This window comes from Microbacterium sp. cx-59 (assembly GCF_020805625.1).
Taxonomy (GTDB): Bacteria; Actinomycetota; Actinomycetes; order Actinomycetales; family Microbacteriaceae; genus Microbacterium.
The window spans coordinates 428,013-445,592 of the sequence record NZ_JAJHGO010000004.1 but is presented as its reverse complement, the minus strand read 5'-3'; the positions used below and the strand labels follow the sequence as shown (position 1 = coordinate 445,592).

17 protein-coding genes and 1 tRNA gene are annotated in these 17,580 nt (G+C 62.9%); 11 read left to right on the top strand and 7 right to left on the bottom strand.

Annotation, left to right across the window (positions count from 1 at the left end):
• Window positions 1–28 precede the first annotated feature (28 nt).
• Together LMI96_RS05565 and LMI96_RS05560 are read right to left on the bottom strand one after the other, a co-directional pair.
• Window positions 29–841, bottom strand: a complete 813-nt coding sequence (locus LMI96_RS05565; protein ID WP_228360759.1) for a GIY-YIG nuclease family protein — start codon at window positions 839–841, stop codon at window positions 29–31.
• A gap of 7 nt (window positions 842–848) precedes the next feature.
• On the bottom strand, window positions 849–1,406 hold the full coding sequence (locus tag LMI96_RS05560) for a hypothetical protein (RefSeq protein WP_228360758.1): 558 nt from the start codon (window positions 1,404–1,406) through the stop codon (window positions 849–851).
• Between the two features lie 124 nt (window positions 1,407–1,530).
• Between LMI96_RS05560 and LMI96_RS05555 the strand changes: the two genes are divergently transcribed.
• Entirely contained in the window at window positions 1,531–1,866 is a 336-nt protein-coding gene (locus LMI96_RS05555; RefSeq protein WP_228360757.1) for a hypothetical protein, read from the top strand.
• 13 nt (window positions 1,867–1,879) lie between these two features.
• Here the strand turns inward: LMI96_RS05555 and LMI96_RS05550 are convergent, their stop codons facing one another.
• The gene (locus LMI96_RS05550) at window positions 1,880–2,071 is read right to left on the bottom strand and encodes a hypothetical protein (RefSeq protein WP_228360756.1); all 192 of its coding nucleotides are present in this window, start codon (window positions 2,069–2,071) and stop codon (window positions 1,880–1,882) included.
• Between the two features lie 92 nt (window positions 2,072–2,163).
• On the opposite strand from LMI96_RS05550, the gene LMI96_RS05545 reads away from it, so the two are divergent.
• Both LMI96_RS05545 and LMI96_RS05540 read left to right on the top strand, forming a co-directional pair.
• A complete protein-coding gene (locus LMI96_RS05545) occupies window positions 2,164–2,964 on the top strand; it encodes a helix-turn-helix domain-containing protein (protein WP_228360755.1) in 801 nt (266 codons plus the stop codon).
• Window positions 2,965–3,034: 70 nt separating this feature from the next.
• Window positions 3,035–3,106, top strand: a tRNA-Arg gene (locus LMI96_RS05540).
• 59 nt (window positions 3,107–3,165) lie between these two features.
• Here LMI96_RS05540 and LMI96_RS05535 read toward each other — a convergent pair.
• From LMI96_RS05535 to LMI96_RS05525, 4 genes are all read right to left on the bottom strand, one after another.
• Window positions 3,166–4,293, bottom strand: coding sequence for a site-specific integrase (locus LMI96_RS05535; RefSeq protein ID WP_308015749.1), 1,128 nt, complete (start codon window positions 4,291–4,293; stop codon window positions 3,166–3,168).
• A 22-nt stretch (window positions 4,294–4,315) separates the two neighbouring features.
• Window positions 4,316–5,071 carry a hypothetical protein gene (locus LMI96_RS05530; protein WP_228360754.1) on the bottom strand — a complete coding sequence of 252 codons (756 nt, stop codon included), beginning with the start codon at window positions 5,069–5,071 and terminating at the stop codon, window positions 4,316–4,318.
• Between the two features lie 35 nt (window positions 5,072–5,106).
• Window positions 5,107–5,235: a hypothetical protein gene (locus LMI96_RS16080; protein WP_267059239.1), complete on the bottom strand. Its 129-nt coding sequence runs from the start codon at window positions 5,233–5,235 to the stop codon at window positions 5,107–5,109.
• Window positions 5,236–5,421: 186 nt separating this feature from the next.
• Window positions 5,422–5,934: a hypothetical protein gene (locus tag LMI96_RS05525; RefSeq protein ID WP_228360753.1), complete on the bottom strand. Its 513-nt coding sequence runs from the start codon at window positions 5,932–5,934 to the stop codon at window positions 5,422–5,424.
• A 77-nt stretch (window positions 5,935–6,011) separates the two neighbouring features.
• On the opposite strand from LMI96_RS05525, the gene LMI96_RS05520 reads away from it, so the two are divergent.
• From LMI96_RS05520 to LMI96_RS05485, 8 genes are all read left to right on the top strand, one after another.
• Window positions 6,012–7,385, top strand: a complete 1,374-nt coding sequence (locus LMI96_RS05520; protein WP_228360752.1) for a hypothetical protein — start codon at window positions 6,012–6,014, stop codon at window positions 7,383–7,385.
• Window positions 7,386–7,526: 141 nt separating this feature from the next.
• Entirely contained in the window at window positions 7,527–7,856 is a 330-nt protein-coding gene (locus LMI96_RS05515) for a ribbon-helix-helix domain-containing protein (protein WP_228360751.1), read from the top strand.
• Window positions 7,857–8,028: 172 nt separating this feature from the next.
• Window positions 8,029–8,568 (top strand): DUF3846 domain-containing protein, encoded by a 540-nt coding sequence (locus tag LMI96_RS05510; RefSeq protein WP_228360750.1) that lies wholly within the window; start codon window positions 8,029–8,031, stop codon window positions 8,566–8,568.
• On the top strand, window positions 8,562–8,912 hold the full coding sequence (locus LMI96_RS05505) for a DUF3846 domain-containing protein (protein ID WP_228360749.1): 351 nt from the start codon (window positions 8,562–8,564) through the stop codon (window positions 8,910–8,912). The genes LMI96_RS05510 and LMI96_RS05505 overlap by 7 nt, the downstream gene beginning before the upstream one ends.
• 549 nt (window positions 8,913–9,461) lie before the next feature.
• Complete coding sequence (locus tag LMI96_RS05500; protein ID WP_228360748.1) at window positions 9,462–10,025, top strand: hypothetical protein; 564 nt, start codon at window positions 9,462–9,464, stop codon at window positions 10,023–10,025.
• A gap of 87 nt (window positions 10,026–10,112) precedes the next feature.
• Complete coding sequence (hsdR, locus tag LMI96_RS05495; protein ID WP_374197911.1) at window positions 10,113–12,665, top strand: EcoAI/FtnUII family type I restriction enzme subunit R; 2,553 nt, start codon at window positions 10,113–10,115, stop codon at window positions 12,663–12,665.
• On the top strand, window positions 12,662–14,650 hold the full coding sequence (locus LMI96_RS05490) for an N-6 DNA methylase (RefSeq protein WP_228360746.1): 1,989 nt from the start codon (window positions 12,662–12,664) through the stop codon (window positions 14,648–14,650). Before hsdR ends, LMI96_RS05490 begins: the two co-directional genes overlap by 4 nt.
• Before the next feature lie 60 nt (window positions 14,651–14,710).
• Entirely contained in the window at window positions 14,711–17,455 is a 2,745-nt protein-coding gene (locus LMI96_RS05485) for an ATP-dependent RecD-like DNA helicase (protein ID WP_228360745.1), read from the top strand.
• Window positions 17,456–17,580: the final 125 nt, after the last annotated feature.

The following is a 17,580-nucleotide window of genomic DNA, read 5'->3' as shown; positions in this document are numbered from 1 at the left end:
CCCGCGCGAAGCCGGATCAGGTGTCGAGCTAGTTCCGATTCAATCCGTGACGCCGGGTATCGAGCGCGTCCTTAAAATGACTCTCGGCGATGTTGATATCCCGGGTCGGTGTCGCGGGGTCGAAGACCCGCAGGAGCGAGTATCGGAAGCTCAATGGATCGAGGCCCTTCAGCTCCACGTTGCCGCCGTGGCCGTTGGTGGCGTAGATGCTCCAGCGCTGCCGAATACTCTCCTCCCCGTCCGCCTTGCCGACGTACTGCTTTCCGTCCCGGGTATCGGTGATGAGGTAGACCCCGAACACCGAGGAGAGCGCCGTACGCCAGGACGCATACCGATGTTCACGCATGACGGCTTGCAGCTGCACGTAGCTCAGGACGAGACGGTCGAACCCGGGGAACGGCACCGGCTCGGCATCCGCGATGCCCATGACGGGATAGCTCGCCGCCGTCGTGGCGTTCATCCGCCAGGTGCGGGGCGACCGCCACCCGACGACAAGGCGGTTGCGCAGATCGGCCATGTGATCTGTCTCGATGGTGTCGAAAGTCCGGATGATCCTGTCGTTGGTGATCTCGCCGCGGTTCTCCACGACTGACCACAGTCGTGCCTGGTCTCCGCCCTCCTTGATGAAGACGACCCAGAATCTCGCCGGTGTTGCTGGGAACCGTCGCGTGTCGGCGGACTGGCGCCGCGTGTACTCGAAGATCTCCGCATGCGTCGAGTTCGCGTGAAGGCCCGTCAGACCGGTTTCTTCGGCTTCCTGCGCGAAGGCATGACGGATCACGAGCGCCTGCGCCGGATCGATTCCCGCGTCGATCAGCAGCGGGCCGAGTGTCAGCGCCATCGGTGACTCACCTCTCTAATGGCGAGGTCGGATCCTCGTCCGCGGCCGTTTCGTCATCGTCGCCTCGACGCCGGGGGAGACGCTCACTCACCTCGTGCGCGACCTTCTCGTCGATCGTGGCGAGATAGTCCGTGATCTCATCCATCGTCTGCTGCATCGCGAGCTGCGCCATAACGCCAGCCGCGCCGGCCAACATCGCCGGGCTTGTGAGCATCGAGCCGATCGAGCCCGGCTTCACGAACTCGAGGATGCCGGTGATCTTGCCACCCTTGGTCGTGGTGATCGCTCGCTGGACGCCCGAGGACGAGCCCTTCATCATGTGGCTGACCTTCATCGCCTCGGCGGACTTTTCGGTCAACTTCACCCACCGCCCTGAGTTGGCGGCGATCTGAGACCCCGCTTGGGCGGCAGTCGACCCGGTGCTCAGGACTGAGCCAAGTTTTTGCTGGAGGTCGAGTTCCTTCGAGGGCACGCCCGCTGTGCGAAGAAAGAGATCGACCGCGCCCGGGTCGCCGAAGACCGCGAGGCCATCCCCGTCGCTAACCAGCTCGATCTCGTCGCTCATCGCTTCACCTTACGAGGTGCGACCGATGTCACGCGGCGATCGGAGGGTGTTCTCGCGCCGAAGCGCCACGTCGTGGGGTTGTCGCTACAGTCACGAGCGCGGCCGGCGGACTGAGGAGGCGTAGGTGCGGGTCATCCAGGTCGCGACGAAATCATGGCTCGTCATCGACGAGATCTACCGACCGCGGTTCCTGATCTCGTACGGACCCGCCGTGCATCAGCGGACTTTCGAGACTCACCTGCTCTACCGCATCGAAAAATGGGCGTTGGAGCGTCAGAACCGTGTTCCGATCGCGTGGCGAGACACGCATGTCGAGGCCGTCAAGGTGTGTGAAAACGAGATCGATCGCCCGGATTTCCACGCACCGCTTCGTACTGACTACGGCTCGGCTGTCCCGGTAGACCTCCAACGAGCTCGCTGGGACCAGGGTCTCGATCCGCGCACGGGCAAGCCCCGCTGATTCTCGCCGAGGCTCACCAGCGCGGTGGCTTCCCTGCGGCGCCGAACTCGATTAACCCATCGCCGTATCCCGGGTGCTCGACTTCCGGAATGGACTCCTCGTGTCCGCACGACGGGCAGATGTAGCCATCGGGGGAGCTCCGCATCAGGACCGCGCAGTCCGGACAGCGCGGCTGCGCACCTTCGTCGAGCGGGTCGAGATCCATCCGGTCAGCGTAGGCGGCGCGGGGCTGAGAGCTTTGAGTTTTCCACAGCCACGGGACTGGCTTCGGTGGCTTCTTCGGACGACCATCGATTCATGGCAACCGGCAACGCTTCGGGGGCTGCGCCGAGTCCCCGAAGCCCCCATCAACTCACCCTGAGTCAAGCAGCGGTGCTCTCGTGGATCGTGGAGGGCTGCCCAGACGGCGTCTATCCAGAGGACTCGTTCGCTCACCGGATCTCCGCACGGGCGCTCGTAAGTCGAGGGCTGGTGAAAGTGAGCGGGCACGGGCATTCGTGGCAGGCGGTCCCCACAGAGAGCGGGCGCGTCTGGCCCGGCCTCACCGACAGCGACGCTGCGGCACTCGAACGCGCGAATCAGCAGGTCGGTGCCGTCGAAGGTCGGCCCTCTCCAGCGAAGTCGGCAGCTACCGTCAGCCAGTATCTGCAGCGCCGCCCTGCCCCGGCCAAGCCATCTCCCATCACGTACATCAACAAGCAGGAGACCTATATGAGGTTCAAGGTCATGGTCACGCGCGTCCAGGTCGCAGAGCGTTGGATTCGCGGTGTCGACGAAGAAGACGCGGCACGGAAGGTTCGCGAGGAGTTCGAGAAGCCGTATGCCTACTTCGGCCACTGGGAGACGAAGGCATCCGAGATCGAGATCGTCGAAGTCGAGCAGACGACGGTGATCCCTCCCAACCTGTTGGACGAGTCTGGGCCGATGCTCCTGACGGTTAAGGACGCAGCCCAAGCGCTCGGGATTCCCCACCGAGGGCTTGGTGAGCTCGCAAGTCGCGGCGACATCGAGTTCACCCGTGTCGGGTCGAGAAAATACATCCCACGCGAGTCACTACTAGCCTTCGTCCGCGAGAACACGCATCGGGGCGACACGTAGATCCGAGTCTTCGTGCAGCCTCACGCGTTCCGATTCACGCCGCTCTCGGCGCGGTACGCTTGTATCGCCTGCCTCTGTAGCTCAGTGGAAGAGCCACTCCGTCCTAAGGAGAGGGTCGGGGGTTCGAATCCCTCCAGGGGCACTTTTTCTTCGCTGACCAGCCATTTTGCTGTCGCCCAGATCAGCGAGCCCGAGCGGTTTTCATCGCTCGGGGTGGGTTGGCTCCGGCGGATCTATCATGGCGTCGTTCAAGCGCGCGGCCACCGCGTCCAGATCGTCGTCGAACAGATCGGCGTAGGTGTCGAGCGTCATTGCCGCCGAGGCGTGGCCGAGCATGCGCTGCACGGCCTTCACGTTCGCGCCCGCGCTGATCGCCAGCGAGGCCGCTGTGTGCCGTAGGTCGTGCGGGGTGAGCCGGGGGATCGACGGATCTTCTTTCTGCGCCCGTCGAACCGCGACAGCGAACCAACTCCGAGCGTCGCTCTCGCGCTTCATGTGCGTCGCCCCGTTGCCGAACAGGAGACCCTCCGGAGGCTTGTCGGCGCAGGCAGCCTTGATCAGGGGAGCCAGCCGTTCGGGGTACGGCACCGAGCGTCGCTCGTGCGTCTTAGGAGTACCGACATGGATCTCCCACTTCACGAGTACGGCGTTCTCTTCGATGCTGAATCGACGACGCGCAGGGCTCACATGACGGACCCGAAGCGCGGTTGCTTCACCCCACCGCAGTCCCGTGTATGCCAGCACCAAGACGAGTGTCGGGTGGGCGGAGTTGGTGGCGAGGATGTGAACCTGCTCGTGGGTGAGATAGACGCGGGGTTTGGCGACGCTTCGCTGCGGCAACGTGCGCAGATTGCGCGCCGGGTTGGTGGCTATGCGCTGGTCGTCAACGGCCATGTCGATCACCCCGGCGAGGACTCCGAGCGCACGCATGACGACCGAACGGGATTTTCGCGTGGCGAGGTCGGATACCCAGGCCTGGACTTCGGACTTGTGGATCGACGTGAGCTCACGGGCTCCCCAGACCGGTGCAACATGTGCATTCCAGGACGTGACGAGTGGCCCGAACGACGCAGGCTTGAGCATCGGTGGCTGCTTCGACTCCAGCCAAACGGCGGCGAGATCGCCGATGCGTACCTTCGCGAGCGCTGGATCGATGTAGCTTCCTGTCGCCTTGGCCACCGTGACCGTGGAGAGGAAGAGCTCAGCCTCACGTTTAGTTACGAAGCCGCGCTTCTCGGTTTCGGTACCGTCCGGCTTCCGGTAACGCGCGCGGTAGCGACGACCCTTGGCGGTCTCATATGGAGTTGCCGATCCCATCTCGTTACCCACGCCGCGTCGAGGTTGGCCGCAGCTACTGGAGCGGCTTCATCTTCCTGCGCGAACGCGCCACTTGGCGAACCCCTGCCGAAAACATCGGCTGGACGTACTCGCTGGTGAAGTCATCGATCAGCCGCGCCGTTTGGGTGAGATAGGTCGCGTCGATCGAGTAGACACTTCGCGCGTGCCCGTAGCTGTCATGCTCGAGGATCCGCGCGCCCCACCAATGATCTAGGCCCTCCAGACGCACGACGCCGTCCGGGATGAGTTCGAGTGACTGCCGCACTTCTTGGAAGCTCGCTGATTGGGCGAGGACCAGCACATCCGGGCCACTGGGCTTCCATGACAGCTCTTTGACCCATTCGTCGTCGAGCAGATCGTCCGCCGCGATGTCCCGGCTGATGCCAGCGAACTCGTCCGCTTGCAACACGCCCGCCGCGTAGTTGTGTGCGAGGGTGAGCACCGTCTCGGGATAGTCGCCGGCCAGGCCGAGGGACTCGAAACACAGATCGACTCGCGCACGGGCGGCGAGGAATCGTTCGAACGCCTCCGAGATTACGTCGCGGCTCTGCGCTTCGCCGCCCGGAACTTGCCCCAGTCGAGAGCCGAGACGACCGATCTCCTGCAGCGCCGCGAGTGTGTCACCGGTGGCAAGAAACAGTTGCTCAACTGATGCGGCTTCGCGGGCGATGGTGAGCGCACGCACGGCGACGATCACCGCGACAATACCGCCGAGCGCCGCCAGGCCAGAGAAGACGGCTGACAGGGCGTCGACAACGGTTACGTCCACGGCTTCACACAACAGATCGGCTCACGCACGCATCCTCAGTCCTTGCGGTACTGAATCTGGTCGGGCGACGGGCTGTTGTAGTGCACGCCGACGTTGGTCTCGGTGGAGCTTTCGTTCCCACCGCTGCCCGTGTCGGGTGCATCGTCAAAATCAGGACGTGCCATTCTCGTTCTCCGTTCGCGTGCCAAAGACGGTTCCGACGGTCGTCTCGTCCGCGTGATTCAGAACGCCGAGAAGGCTCGCGCCCGGGGTGTCAGCACCAAAGTAGGCGTTCTCAAGTGACGTGCCACCAACGTCACTACTGTCGGCGCTGTCTGACGCGCTGGCGTCAAAGTCTGGTCTTCCCATCGTTATCCTCCCAGGAGTTCAAAGCTGAAAACGGCTGCAAGCGAGAGTGCTGCCGCCGCGAGAACGCCAAATCCTGCCCATACCCATCGACCACGGCTGGCGATGTCGTGCTCGATCGCGGTGAGGACGGTCTCCTTGTCCCGCACGAGCTCTACCTCCACCTGTGCGACGGAATGGTCGCAATCGAGATGGCGGTCGACAAGACGGCGAGCCTCAATGCCCGGTCGTTTTCCCGGACGGAGCGCTATGGCAGCGAAACCCAAGGCGAGACAGGACAGTGCCAGCGATGCAACCCCATAGCCCGGAGCGGACTCCCACAGCTGCGCCGTCCCCGCGGTGATGAGCACGCCTCCGGATACGGCCAGAAATGATGCCTTGTTGGTCACGCTTGCGGTCCGCGCGGTGGCGTCGGACATGAGATGGTCGAGCTCCTCATTCAGCAGGCGCACGCGGTCAAAGCGCTTGCGGCGCGCGGCTGTCTCGGCAGCCGCCTTCGCCTTATTCGCTCCTCGCATACGACAAGCCTAGATACGCGCGCCGACATCACGAGGCACACCAGCGCGCCGAGCCGTTGGCGCGCGAAGATTGAGCCATGGCACATCAGATCGTGGCTCCGACATCACCGCGAACGTCGTACGTGCTGGGGGCCGGCTTTTCGCTCGCTGCGTCCTCGATGATGCCGATCACGGACGAGCTCGGACGCCGTGCAGCTGCGCGTCTCGAACTCGACGACCTTCCCGCGTTCAGTCCCGAAGGGATCACGTTCGAGAGCTGGCTCACGTGGCTCGCAGAGCGGCAGCCGTTCCTCAGCGAGGCGGAACACCTGCAGGACCGCGCTCGGTTCGCCGAACTGTCTGAGGCGATCGCCGAGGTGGTCACCGAGAGCCAAGCCGCCGCGGACGAGGCAGGGTTCCCTCTCTGGCTCGGAGAGTTCGTTGATCTGCTGCACTGGTCTCGGAGCAACGTCGTCACGCTGAACTACGACACGATCATCGAGGAGACAGTCGACAAGAGTCCGCGGTTCGACGGTGATGAGGCGATCTGGTCGGTGGACGTCGTCACGGGCTTCCCGAACGGGCGTGGCGTGCTGTTCGGATCTGGGACGTACTTCGAAGAACGGGCAACGTTCTCGATGCACAAGCTGCACGGCTCGATCGACTGGTACGGCGTCCCGGGTGACCGCACCGGAGCAACACTCGAGCGGATCCGAACTGTTGAGAATCGCAGCGTGGCCGCCCAGCGCGCCACGATCGGCGGCCGTGAGGTCTTCATCGTTCCGCCCACCTCGACCAAAGGCACCTACTTCGACAACCCCAAGACACGGTTCACCTGGCAGCAGGCCCGCGACGGCCTGCGAGCGGCTGAGCGTGTCGTGCTCATGGGATACTCGCTTCCGCTCACTGACACTGCCCTCGCCCGGCTTCTTGCGACAACGATCGGGGTCGGCGATCAGGAGATCGTGGTCGTCAACCCGGACGCGGAGGCCGTCGCGAGCCGCCTCATGGCGCTCGGTGTCGACCGAGCACGCATCCGCACGCACGAGGGGTGCGACTGCGTTGCGGACTACGTCAGCACTGAGGTCGAGGCGGCGACGCGGGAGCTGGTGGAGTATCTGGCATCGACATCACCCGACAGTCCCGTCGCGGTCGGCTGGGGATACAGCGGCTGGGGCGCGATTACCGAGGCAACACTGGATGCTCCGGGTGGCACGCTGCGCCTTTGTGTCGACCGCGTCGATCAGCCGCTCGCGACGGTACTGCACCCTGGCGCGACTTCGGATGACCCGAACGTCCGACCCACGATGACGCTGGGACAGCTCCTCGCGCTCGGGACGCCGTCGGCGATTGTCGTGGAAGTCGAGGGTCGCGAATGGCGCATCTGCACGCGCGCCGAGCCCGAACCAGCGCAGGAGTCGGACTGGATCCTGCTACGCCCGATCGGTCATCAGCCCGACCGCCGTCCGTAGCGAACGTGCGTTGTGGAATGGACAACGCGTATTGACTTTTCTGACCGTTCGTTCATAATCACTCGTCCCCTCCTCGTTGGGCTGCGATGTAGAGGACCCCACCCAGGGGTCATCCATCGCTTCCGATGAGGAGGGCTCACGATGAGTGAGAACGAACCACCCGAGGTGCCGGCGACGGCTCTCGGACCTGTCCGCCCGTTGTCCATACGGATCACGGACGGGCTGCGGGCGCAGCTGGACGTGATCGCCCAGCTCAACGACCGCAGCGTCACCGAAGAGATCCGTCTGGCGCTGGAGGCGTGGGTGCAGACCTCGAAGTCTGACCCCAAGGTGCTCCTGCGTGCCGAGACGGTGCGTGCCGAGATCGAACGCGAAGCCCAGACGAGGCAGAGCGCGATCGAGGCCATCTTCGGCGCCGCGGATTCCGGAGTGAAGACTCCGTCGAGTCGCGGCAAGGCTCCCTCCCCGTAGCTGGGGGATCGGGAGAGGGGCGGCTGTCCCGGGCATCGAGTGCTTTCGCGCACTCTGCCCGGGCGGCTGCCCGAAACACCACCTTCGACAGTCGCTCACCTCGTTGCTGCCCCGCGGCTTGCCAGAGAACTAACGAGTTCTCGGCCGCGACAACAGTAAGGAGGTGGGAACGATGGTCAAGAGCATCGTCATCCCGCACGACCCAAGCCGTTCACCGCGCCTGCGACACCTGGCAACCGCCAGCGAGTTCCAGGCCGCGGTGGACGGCTGGCTCGAGCCAATCGAGATGCCGGCCCTGAACGTGACCGTATACGTCAACGAGGCAGCCCGGCGCGAACAGCAGCCGATCAACTGCCGCGCCATGGCGATCTGGTGGCTCCACACCGCCAACCCGATGCAGCACCCAATCATCCTGGGTGATGTCGTCCTGACGGGCATCGCGGAAGACGGCGGTGGCACCGACGTGCCGGACGACCTCGTCCAGGACATCTTCGATGCACGCGAGTTCGTCGTTCAGATCCGTCCTCCAAAGGACACGGTCTGGTACGACACCTTCGCCCGCTTCGCGGACGTCTTCGACGCCGCAACCTGGTGCATGCTGCTCACCTACACCCTGCACCCGGGAAGCTCGATTCGGCTCTGCAGCCGCGAAGTGACAGTTGGGTCGGAGAGCTTCGATGACTCGTTTCGGGGGAGTGATGCACCGTGGTGAGGGCGCTGCGCATCCCGGTCGACCCTGATGAGCCGATCACGGAAGTTCAGGTCGAGTCGCTCGAGGACTACCAGGGGATCGTCGGCGGCTACATCGAACCGGTCGACATTCCAGCCCTCGGCGTCACGGTGTACGTCAACGAAGAGGGGCTGCTCCGGCAACTCTCCCTGAACTCCCGCGCCACGTTCCTCTGGTGGTACTTCGTCCCCGAAGCGCGCCAGAAAGCAATGCTCGTTGGGCCAGCGCTCGTCGTCGGCCTACCGAATCGGAACGGTGAGAGTACTGACATCCCGGGTGAAGCTACGGAACTACTCCTCAACCCGGGGTGTGGCGCGTCGAGGTGAAGACCCACGGCGACCCGAAGTGGTACCGCAACCGGGCAACCTACGAGGACTACTTCGAAGCGGTTGTCTGGGCGATGGTCACCCTTGAAGGTTGGAGCGCTGCGGAAGATACTCGCATCGTCCCAGTAGACACCGGCACGACCACGATGCCCGTTCGCGCCCAGGACGTAAGCGATCCGGAGCACCCACCCGCAGCCTGACGGATTCAGGCACCAATCCAACGGCGGCGACTGCCCGGACTAGAGAACCACCCGAGTTCTCGTCCGGTGCGGTCGCCGCCTCTTTCATGCGCTGGTATTCATGGGTCCGCCGGCCAGCGGCGGGCGCGATGCTACGTATCGGCCGAGAGGCAGTCCGCCCACTCGTGCCAACCAGGCCGCGTCCGATCGGAGCCCGACAGCCACGTACCCTGCGGCCTAGGTGCATGCGAAGATCGAGCAGCTGCGAGCCGAGGGTGTTCCAGAGGATCCTCCCGCTGAGGCGGTGCCTAGTGTGCCGTAGCTCGTCACCACGCAGGCAACGTCGGCGGTGCTGGCTACGCTCGGGAGCATGGAAGCGTTCGAACAGTTCGTCGCCTTGGCACTTGAAGCCGAAGGGCTGGTTGTCTCGAGCGCGCTCAAGTTCCCGGTCAAGCGACGCACCCGAAAGGTCGCCTACGAGGAGTGGCAGACGCATGGCTTCGAGGTGGATCTCGTCGCCGCTCGCTCAGACAAGCTTGTGCTCGCGACCGTCAAGTCGTTCTTCGGCTCACGTGGTGTGGTTGCCGCCCACGTACGCGGGGAAAGCGCCGATCCTCGGATGAATGCGCTCTACGCGTTGATCAACGACACTCATATCCGCGACACTGTGGTCGCGGGTGCTGCCGCGCGCTTCGGTTTCTCGCATGATCAGGTTGAGCTCCGCCTTTATGTGGGGCGTTTTGCGGGCAAAGGTGCCGAGGCTGAGATTCGCGAGTGGTGCGGAGACCAGAGTGTCGGTGTGGGCCCCATCGAAGTGATCGGAGCGCCGGAGGTCGTTGCGATCGTACGCGAAGTCGCCCGCTCAACTCAGTACCGCGACAGCGCCGTCCTTGCGACGATGAAGGTCCTAGACGCAGTCGGGGCGTTGGTCTGACTCGGAGCGACACACCTATCCAGACCCGCGGGTCTTGGTTGGTGAGTGTGGTGTAGGCTTGTGCCCGAAAGGCAGGGCATGATGGCGCTGAACGAAGCCGACACGCGGGCAAAGCTGATTGACCCGCGTCTTCTCGCCGACGGATGGAGCGAGGTGCTCATCGAGCGGGAGTACACCTATCGACGCGGCAGGGTTCGACTCGTCGGCGAGCAGAGCATTCGCGATCGGCCGCAGTTCTGTGATTATGTCCTTCGGGACGGTGCTCGAGGTCCGATCCTCGCGGTAGTCGAAGCGAAGGCCGAGGATCATGGTCCTTCCGACGGTCTGCAGCAGGCATTGGGCTATGCCGAGGACATTGGTGTGCACTTCGCATACTCGTCCAATGGGCACGGGCTCGTGGAACACGATCGGCTCACGAACCAAGTGCGTGACCTCGAGTCCTTTCCCTCGCCGGCCGACCTGCGCACGCGGATCTCGTCATCACTTCCCACGCGGACGGCCGCGTTGCGGAACCCTGATGGCGTAGTTGTAACCAACCCGATCATTCAGCCCGCGTTTCCCTCGCCGACTGGAGGAATGCGCTGGTACCAGGAGCGCGCAGTGACCGCCGCCCTCGATGAGATGCTCAGTGGGCGTCGGCGCGCGCTGCTATCGCTGGCCACGGGTACCGGCAAGACCTACATCGCATTCAACCTAGCGTGGAAGCTCCTTAGAAGTGGTTACAGCAAGCGCGTGCTTTTCCTGGCGGATCGGATCTCGCTGCGCGATCAGGCATTCAATGAGTTCGGACCGTTCGACACAGCTCGTGGGGTGGTCTCAGGATCGCCGCCATTCGCGCGCGACATCCACTTCGGGATCTACCAGACCCTTTACGCTCGCGGCGAGGACGGTCTCCGTCTGTACGAGCGATACCCGCGGGACTTCTTCGATCTAGTCATCATCGACGAGTGCCACCGCTCGGGATATGGCGACTGGCAGGTAATTCTCGACCATTTCGAGAGCGCGTTCCACCTCGGTATGACCGCAACGCCGAAGCGGAGCGACAGCATCGATACCTACGAGTTCTTCGCTGGCGAGAATAGGGACGGAGACGGCGCGCCGCAGCCTTGTTTCGAGTACTCGCTGGGACGCGGGATCGACGACGGCTTTCTCGCGATGTACCGAGTGCGTCGAGTGAAGACCAACATCGATCAGGATGGCCTCCGAATCGAGGAGGAACTCGACCAGGGTGCAGACCTGATCGTGCCCGATGGCGCGCCGGTCAAGGAGATCTACGCCTCAAGCGAGTTCGAGCGCGCGATTCAGGTCGAGGATCGCACTCGCGCAATGTGCGAGCATCTGGCGGGACTTCTCCGGCAGTGGGGGCCGAACGAGAAGTCCATGGTGTTCTGCGTCAGCATGGAGCACGCGGCACGAGTGCGTGATCACATGCAGCGCCTCCTCGGGCCGGAGACCGGCAAGTCCCACTACGCAGTCCGGATTGTGAGCGAGGAGCCCGCGGGGCAAGCGCTCCTGGAGGAGTTCCAGCTGTCGAGCAGCACACAGCCGGTACTTGCGACCACTGTGGACCTCCTCACGACCGGAGTGAATGTACCGTCCTGTCGGAACATCGTTTTCATGAAGCCGGTCGGATCGCCGACGGTGTTCAAGCAGATCCTTGGTCGAGGCAGCCGTCTCGATGCTGCGACCAACAAGGAGTTCTTCCGTATCGTCGACTACACCGATGCGACGCGCCTCCTCGATGAGTGGGACCTGCCGCCCGCGGGTGGCGCCATTCTGACTGAGGGCCACGGTGTCCTGACGGGCCAGGTAGTCAACCATGACGGATTCGAGCCGATCGAAGGTGCCGCGGTCGTCGTGCGGGCTGGCTCTCGGACGTTCGCCGAGGTTCACACCGACGCTCGTGGACTGTTCCACGTCCCTGAGCTGCCCGAGACGACGCTCACTGTTGACGCGGCAGCCCGCGGGTTTTCGAGCAAGCGACTGCGAGTACCGATCGCAGCAGAGTCGACAGAGATCGTCATCACGCTGCGCGAGCCGCAGCCCGGGGTCGAAAGGCTTGTCATCAGTGGAGTGACCGTCACGATCGCCGAGGAGACCGACCTTACATTGGCGGATGGTGCCGAGCTCACTGTGGAGGAATACATTGAACGGGCCGGAGCTAAGACCCGGGAACTCGTCCGTACACAGAAGGATCTGGTCGAACAGTGGCGCGATCCGGAGGCCCGATCCGCTCTGCGCGCTTCGCTCTCGGTCGTCGACGTGCAGCCAAGTATCCTCGCCCTTGTATCGGGGCGGTCGGATGCGGACGAACTCGATCTCCTAGCCTTCTCGGCGTTCGGCGCCGACATCAAGTCGCGGGAGGATCGCGCGCGGGCGCTCGCGCTGGCGCATAACGTTTCGGACGATGCGCCTCATGCCGAAGGCGCGATTGTGGCCGCGCTGATTGACAAGTACCGGCAGGCCGGCGTCGAGGAGATCGCGAGCGCCGATGTCTTCTCCGTCGAACCTTTCACGAGTGGTTTCGGAGGAGTTCAGGGCGTAATTCGCGCGCTCGGTGGCCCGGAAGCCGTCAAGCAAGTGCTGCGAGACGTGCAGCGCTGGCTTTATCCGACTGACGACGAGGAGCAGGACCGATGACCCCGGAAGCAAAGCTGCGTGGGCTGATTAGGGCCGCGTCGGACCAGATGCGGGCCGATGACAATACCAAGGGCTACCTCTCGTACCTTGAGCAGCTGACATGGCTGCTGTTCCTGAAGCAATATGAGGCGCTCGAGGAAGACCGCGCAGCGATCGCCGTCATCGACGGCACGGACTATGAGCATGTCGTGACGGGACCTTATCGATGGTCAGAGTGGGCCCGCTCCGACCTGACTGGTGACGCCTTGATCGCGTTTGTCACCGAGGATCTGCTGCCCGGACTCCGCAAGCTCGAAGGATCCCGTCGCGCCGAGCGTCTCGCTACCTTGTTCCAGTCAGTCACAGTGGTCATGAAGAGTGGACACACCCTTCGGGAGGTCATCAATCTCGTCGATCAGATCGACTTCCACGCGTTGTCGGATGCCCACACAATGTCGGTCGTCTACGAGTCGCTCCTTTCACAGGCTTCGGACGCTGGATGGTCGGGAGAGTTTTACACCCCTCGTCCGATCGTCGACGCCATGGTCGACGTCGTGCAGCCCACCTTGGGGCAGACGGTCTACGATCCCTGCGCAGGATCGTGTGGCTTCCTGGTTTCTGTCAACGAGCGCCTTCACCCGCAGGCTCTCACCACGGCCGATGCCGACCTCCTCAAGTCCCGCACCTACTTCGCCCAAGAATCCGGCGCGCTGGCTCACTTCGTCGGCACAGTGAATTTGCTATTGCATGGGATTGATGACCCCCAGGCGATCCGACGTAACACACTCGAGGAAGACGTGCGGTCGATCGACCCCGGCGACCAGCGAGATTTGATCTTCACCAATCCGCCTTTCGGCGGCGAGGAAAACCCGCAGGTGCAGCGCAACTTCCCGGCGCGATCTGATTCGACGGAGTTGCTATTCCTGCAGCACTGCATGGCCAAGCTGGCGCCGGGCGGCACCTGCGCAATTGTGGTCCCCGACGGAGTCCTTTTCAGAACTGATCAGGCGTTCCTGAGCGTGCGCCGTCGCCTCCTCAATGAGTTCAGCGTTGAGGGCATCATTCGTCTTCCGAGCGGTGTGTTCACCAACGCGCCGGGAGCGAGGACCAATTTGATGTTCTTCCGCCGCACAGGATCCCCGACCACGTCCATTCGCTTCTACCTAGTCCGCCCTCCCCAGGGACGGCCCGGCTTCTCGAAATCGCTCCCGCTGACCCGCGACCTGCTGACGCCCGCCGTTGAGTGGATTCGAGACGGTGTCCCGACCGCGCACGGATGGGAGTCCTCTTACGAAGAGATCGCGGCGGCAGGCTACGACCTGAACACCCGCCCACGCCTCCACACAGAGGCGGGGGTGCGCGCTGACCCGCTCGATGTGGTCGAGCATCTTCGTAGTCAGGTTGGAGTCGTGCGGGAAACTGCCGCCCGCTGGAGCGAGACGCTCAACAGGCTCGAAAACTTTGAGGCCGGAAACCGTGTGCAGCTCAAGCGTTACATCACCGAGCGAGGTGAACGTGCAGGCGGCGATCCTGCCGAGCGTCTCGTGGGCGTGACCAACTCAGGCGGGCTCGCTGAATTCCGAGGCGCAGCTGCGTCGGATCGATCTCGCTACCGGCGGATTGAGGTGGGTGACTTCGTGTACAACCCCATGAGGATCAACGTCGGGTCCTTGGCATATTGCCGATCCGCCATCGAGGAGGGGTGGGTCTCGCCGGAGTACGTCGTCTTCTCGCTCACTGACGACGCACCATTCAATGCTGACTACCTTCTGTTCTTCCTCACCAGCCACGCAGGTCGCGACGAAATCAACCGTCATGTGCGCGGCGGCGTTAGGGCACGCCTGTACTACGCGGGCCTGGAGAACGTCGAGGTACCAGTGCCCATCGATGCGGCTCAGTGGGACGCCTTCTTGGAGTCGATGGCGGTACTGCGCGAAGTGACGCGCAAGGCGGCGGGGGCATCGTCCGCATCTGATCTCGCTTCGCTCTTGTTTACGGAGGCATGAGATGACGAGGGATCTCGAGACGGCGAATGACCAGAACTGGACGCACGAGGGTACGCGCAAATGACAACGATCGATCAGCAGATCCGAAGTGCCGACGACGCGATTGTCCGCAACATCGAGTTGCTGAGCGCGCAGCGGGATCTTCTCTCGCAGAACGTGCTCGCACAGCTGCGAAACCTCGTCGAAGGACTCATCGTTCGCGCCCACCTCAAGGATGGCTCGCTCACGTTCGACTACAGCCAGGTGGGGCCGGCGCTCGCAGTAGTGAAAGCCAATGCCAAGCTGAATCGTCTGAGTCGCTTTCACAATCTCTTGCAGGCGAGCGCGTCGCACTACACGCTCGACGGTGATCCGTCCGAACGGCTGATGCTCAAGTACTACGAGTACCTGATGCGCACGCGGGATCTGGCACAGAGCCAGTTCGGCCTGACGATCCTTGGGAATCTAGCGAGGTTTCCGATTGATCTAGATCCCTCGATGTATGAGTACTACGAGAAGATCGCGGCTCGCGTGGATGCGATGCGCGCCGGGCCCACCCCGCCAACCAGTGACGCGATCTACTACATCCACAGCTCAAGGCCATTCTTCATCGGCGCTCGCATTTTTTATGAGGTGACGTTCTCGCTCGCTCACAATAAGACGAGCAAGTTCGATCGAGTGATCGGATTCACCGATATCGATGTGACGGACAAGTACGCCTCTAGTCTCGTAATCGCTCAAGACTCGATCGACGTACTCGGTCAGACGATGCCCATCACCCTGATCGAGTCGTGGAGCGTCGCGATCAGGGGCTGCGAGTTCAACAATCTAGCGAAGATTCTTGGTCAGTCGAACGGCGACGTTGGTCGCGGTCTGGCGGAGTACAAGAATCTGATGCAGTACCTGACCACCATGCGCTCGAATCTGCTCGATCTCATCGACATGGACGAGGCGGACTACAACCAGGTCCGTACGTGGGCGCTCGCGAACGCAAAGCGCAGTCCGCTCATCTTCGCCATGCTTGATGCCGCTCGAGCGCTGATCCGGCGAGGGCGACCGGGAGCGAGTCTGCTCCGCTATCTCTTGCTCCGCATGAACAACCAGGTAATCCGTGCGCAGTACGACCCTGCGGCGTGCAGTGCTCTCTCCGGTCTTCACGTGTCGCACTCATGCCGGCCGTTCGACACGATGCCCTTTTGCTCATCGCCACGGCGGCACAACCCACACTTCGCTGACCTCGCGGAGAGTCTCAACTCGTCAGCCCGTCGCCACGAGATCCTTGCTCGCCGAGTCCGAACCAATGTGGAGCAATACGGCGTGATCTACACGCCGGATGCGGAGCTCGCAGGCTTCGGAGACCTCGACTCGCTCATCGCGAAGCACAATGCTCAGTTGCCACCGACCGCTGCGCATCTGCCGCGCAAGCTGATCCACGAGAACGGACACGTCTTCATCAAGGGATATGAGGATGACACCGTCACGATCATCAACGAGCTGCAAAAGGTGGCTGCGACCGGCGTCGTCGACCACGGCATGGACGTCCAGACGTGGATCGACGCCAATCCGACAGCCATTGACGATGACCTCAAGGCCGACGCGCTGAAGGGGCTGTTTGCGGACTCGAAGGTTGCGCTCATCTACGGAGCCGCCGGAACAGGCAAGTCCACGATGGTCGATCACATCGCGAACTACTTCAGCGGTGAGCGGAAGCTTTTTCTGGCGCACACGAACCCGGCCGTCGACAATTTACGTCGGAGGGTGTCCGCCCCGAATTCGTCGTTCAGCACAATCGCGAGCCACCTCGGCGGCATGGGCACGACCCGTCGCTACGACGTCCTCGTGATCGACGAGTGCAGCACCGTGAGCAACGCAAGCCTCCTCAAGGTTCTGGAGAATACGACGTTCGACCTCCTTGTGCTCGTGGGTGACGTCTATCAGATTGAATCCATCGAGTTCGGCAACTGGTTCAGCACCATTCGTTCCTACCTGCCGCCGACCGCGATCTTCGAGCTGACCAAGCCGTTCCGGACGAATGACGAGGCGCTTCTCGCCCTCTGGGATCGCGTGCGGAATCTCGACGACCGCATCGAGGAGTCGCTCTCCAAGAACGGCTACTCGACCGTCCTCGGAGACACCTTGTTCGCGCCGCAGCGCGACGACGAGATTGTCCTGTGCATGAACTACGACGGGCTCTACGGGATTAACAATGTCAACCGCTTCCTCCAGGCCAGTAATCCCAATCCCGCATACGTCCGGCGCGGGGCGACCTACAAGGTCGCCGATCCGGTGCTCTTCAACGACACCAACCGATTCCCGGGAGTGATCTTCAACAACCTGAAAGGCACAATCGTCGGCATCGAGCAGGCGCTTGGGCGCATCACCTTCGACATAGAGCTCGCACGGGACGTCACCGCTGCAGATTGTTGGGGAACCGACCTGCTCTGGGTGGAGGGATCGACGGTTCGCTTCGATGTGCTCGAGATTGCCGATCAGGACGTGGACGACGACACCCTGACCACGGTCGTCCCTTTCCAGATCGCCTACGCGGTGTCCTTCCACAAGGCGCAGGGCCTCGAGTTTGATTCGGTGAAGATTGTGATCACCGACGTCAACGAGGCGAACGTCTCACACAGCATGTTCTACACCGCGATCACTCGAGCGCGGGAGCGGCTGGAGATCTTTTGGACGCCTGAGACGCAGCAGCGAATCCTCAGCCGTCTCGCGGTGAAGGAGAACATTAAAGACGAAAACCTCTTGAAGGTGCGCCGTGGGATTTCACCTGTTTCGAAGCGTCCGCGTCTTCAGAAGGTTCGCGCCACCCCATGATCGCCGATAGATAGTGCACCACACAGCGCGTGGGCATTCTCGCTCACCTTCGGCGTGCAAGAGCTCGAACTCGGACCGGGGCGAAGACATCTCGATCGGTTGGCTATAGCTCGAAGCAACCGAGC

What these genes read in the sequence shown, in the direction of transcription:
- LMI96_RS05565 (WP_228360759.1), bottom strand. Translation starts at nt 841, where the DNA reads ATGGCGCTGACACTCGGCCCGCTGCTGATCGACGCGGGAATCGATCCG.
- LMI96_RS05510 (WP_228360750.1), top strand. Translation starts at nt 8,029, where the DNA reads ATGGTCAAGAGCATCGTCATCCCGCACGACCCAAGCCGTTCACCGCGC.
- LMI96_RS05490 (WP_228360746.1), top strand. Translation starts at nt 12,662, where the DNA reads ATGACCCCGGAAGCAAAGCTGCGTGGGCTGATTAGGGCCGCGTCGGAC.
- LMI96_RS05500 (WP_228360748.1), top strand. Translation starts at nt 9,462, where the DNA reads ATGGAAGCGTTCGAACAGTTCGTCGCCTTGGCACTTGAAGCCGAAGGG.
- LMI96_RS05525 (WP_228360753.1), bottom strand. Translation starts at nt 5,934, where the DNA reads ATGCGAGGAGCGAATAAGGCGAAGGCGGCTGCCGAGACAGCCGCGCGC.
- LMI96_RS16080 (WP_267059239.1), bottom strand. Translation starts at nt 5,235, where the DNA reads ATGGCACGTCCTGATTTTGACGATGCACCCGACACGGGCAGCGGTGGG.
- LMI96_RS05560 (WP_228360758.1), bottom strand. Translation starts at nt 1,406, where the DNA reads ATGAGCGACGAGATCGAGCTGGTTAGCGACGGGGATGGCCTCGCGGTC.
- LMI96_RS05520 (WP_228360752.1), top strand. Translation starts at nt 6,012, where the DNA reads ATGGCACATCAGATCGTGGCTCCGACATCACCGCGAACGTCGTACGTG.
- LMI96_RS05545 (WP_228360755.1), top strand. Translation starts at nt 2,164, where the DNA reads ATGGCAACCGGCAACGCTTCGGGGGCTGCGCCGAGTCCCCGAAGCCCC.
- LMI96_RS05515 (WP_228360751.1), top strand. Translation starts at nt 7,527, where the DNA reads ATGAGTGAGAACGAACCACCCGAGGTGCCGGCGACGGCTCTCGGACCT.
- LMI96_RS05485 (WP_228360745.1), top strand. Translation starts at nt 14,711, where the DNA reads ATGACAACGATCGATCAGCAGATCCGAAGTGCCGACGACGCGATTGTC.
- LMI96_RS05550 (WP_228360756.1), bottom strand. Translation starts at nt 2,071, where the DNA reads ATGGATCTCGACCCGCTCGACGAAGGTGCGCAGCCGCGCTGTCCGGAC.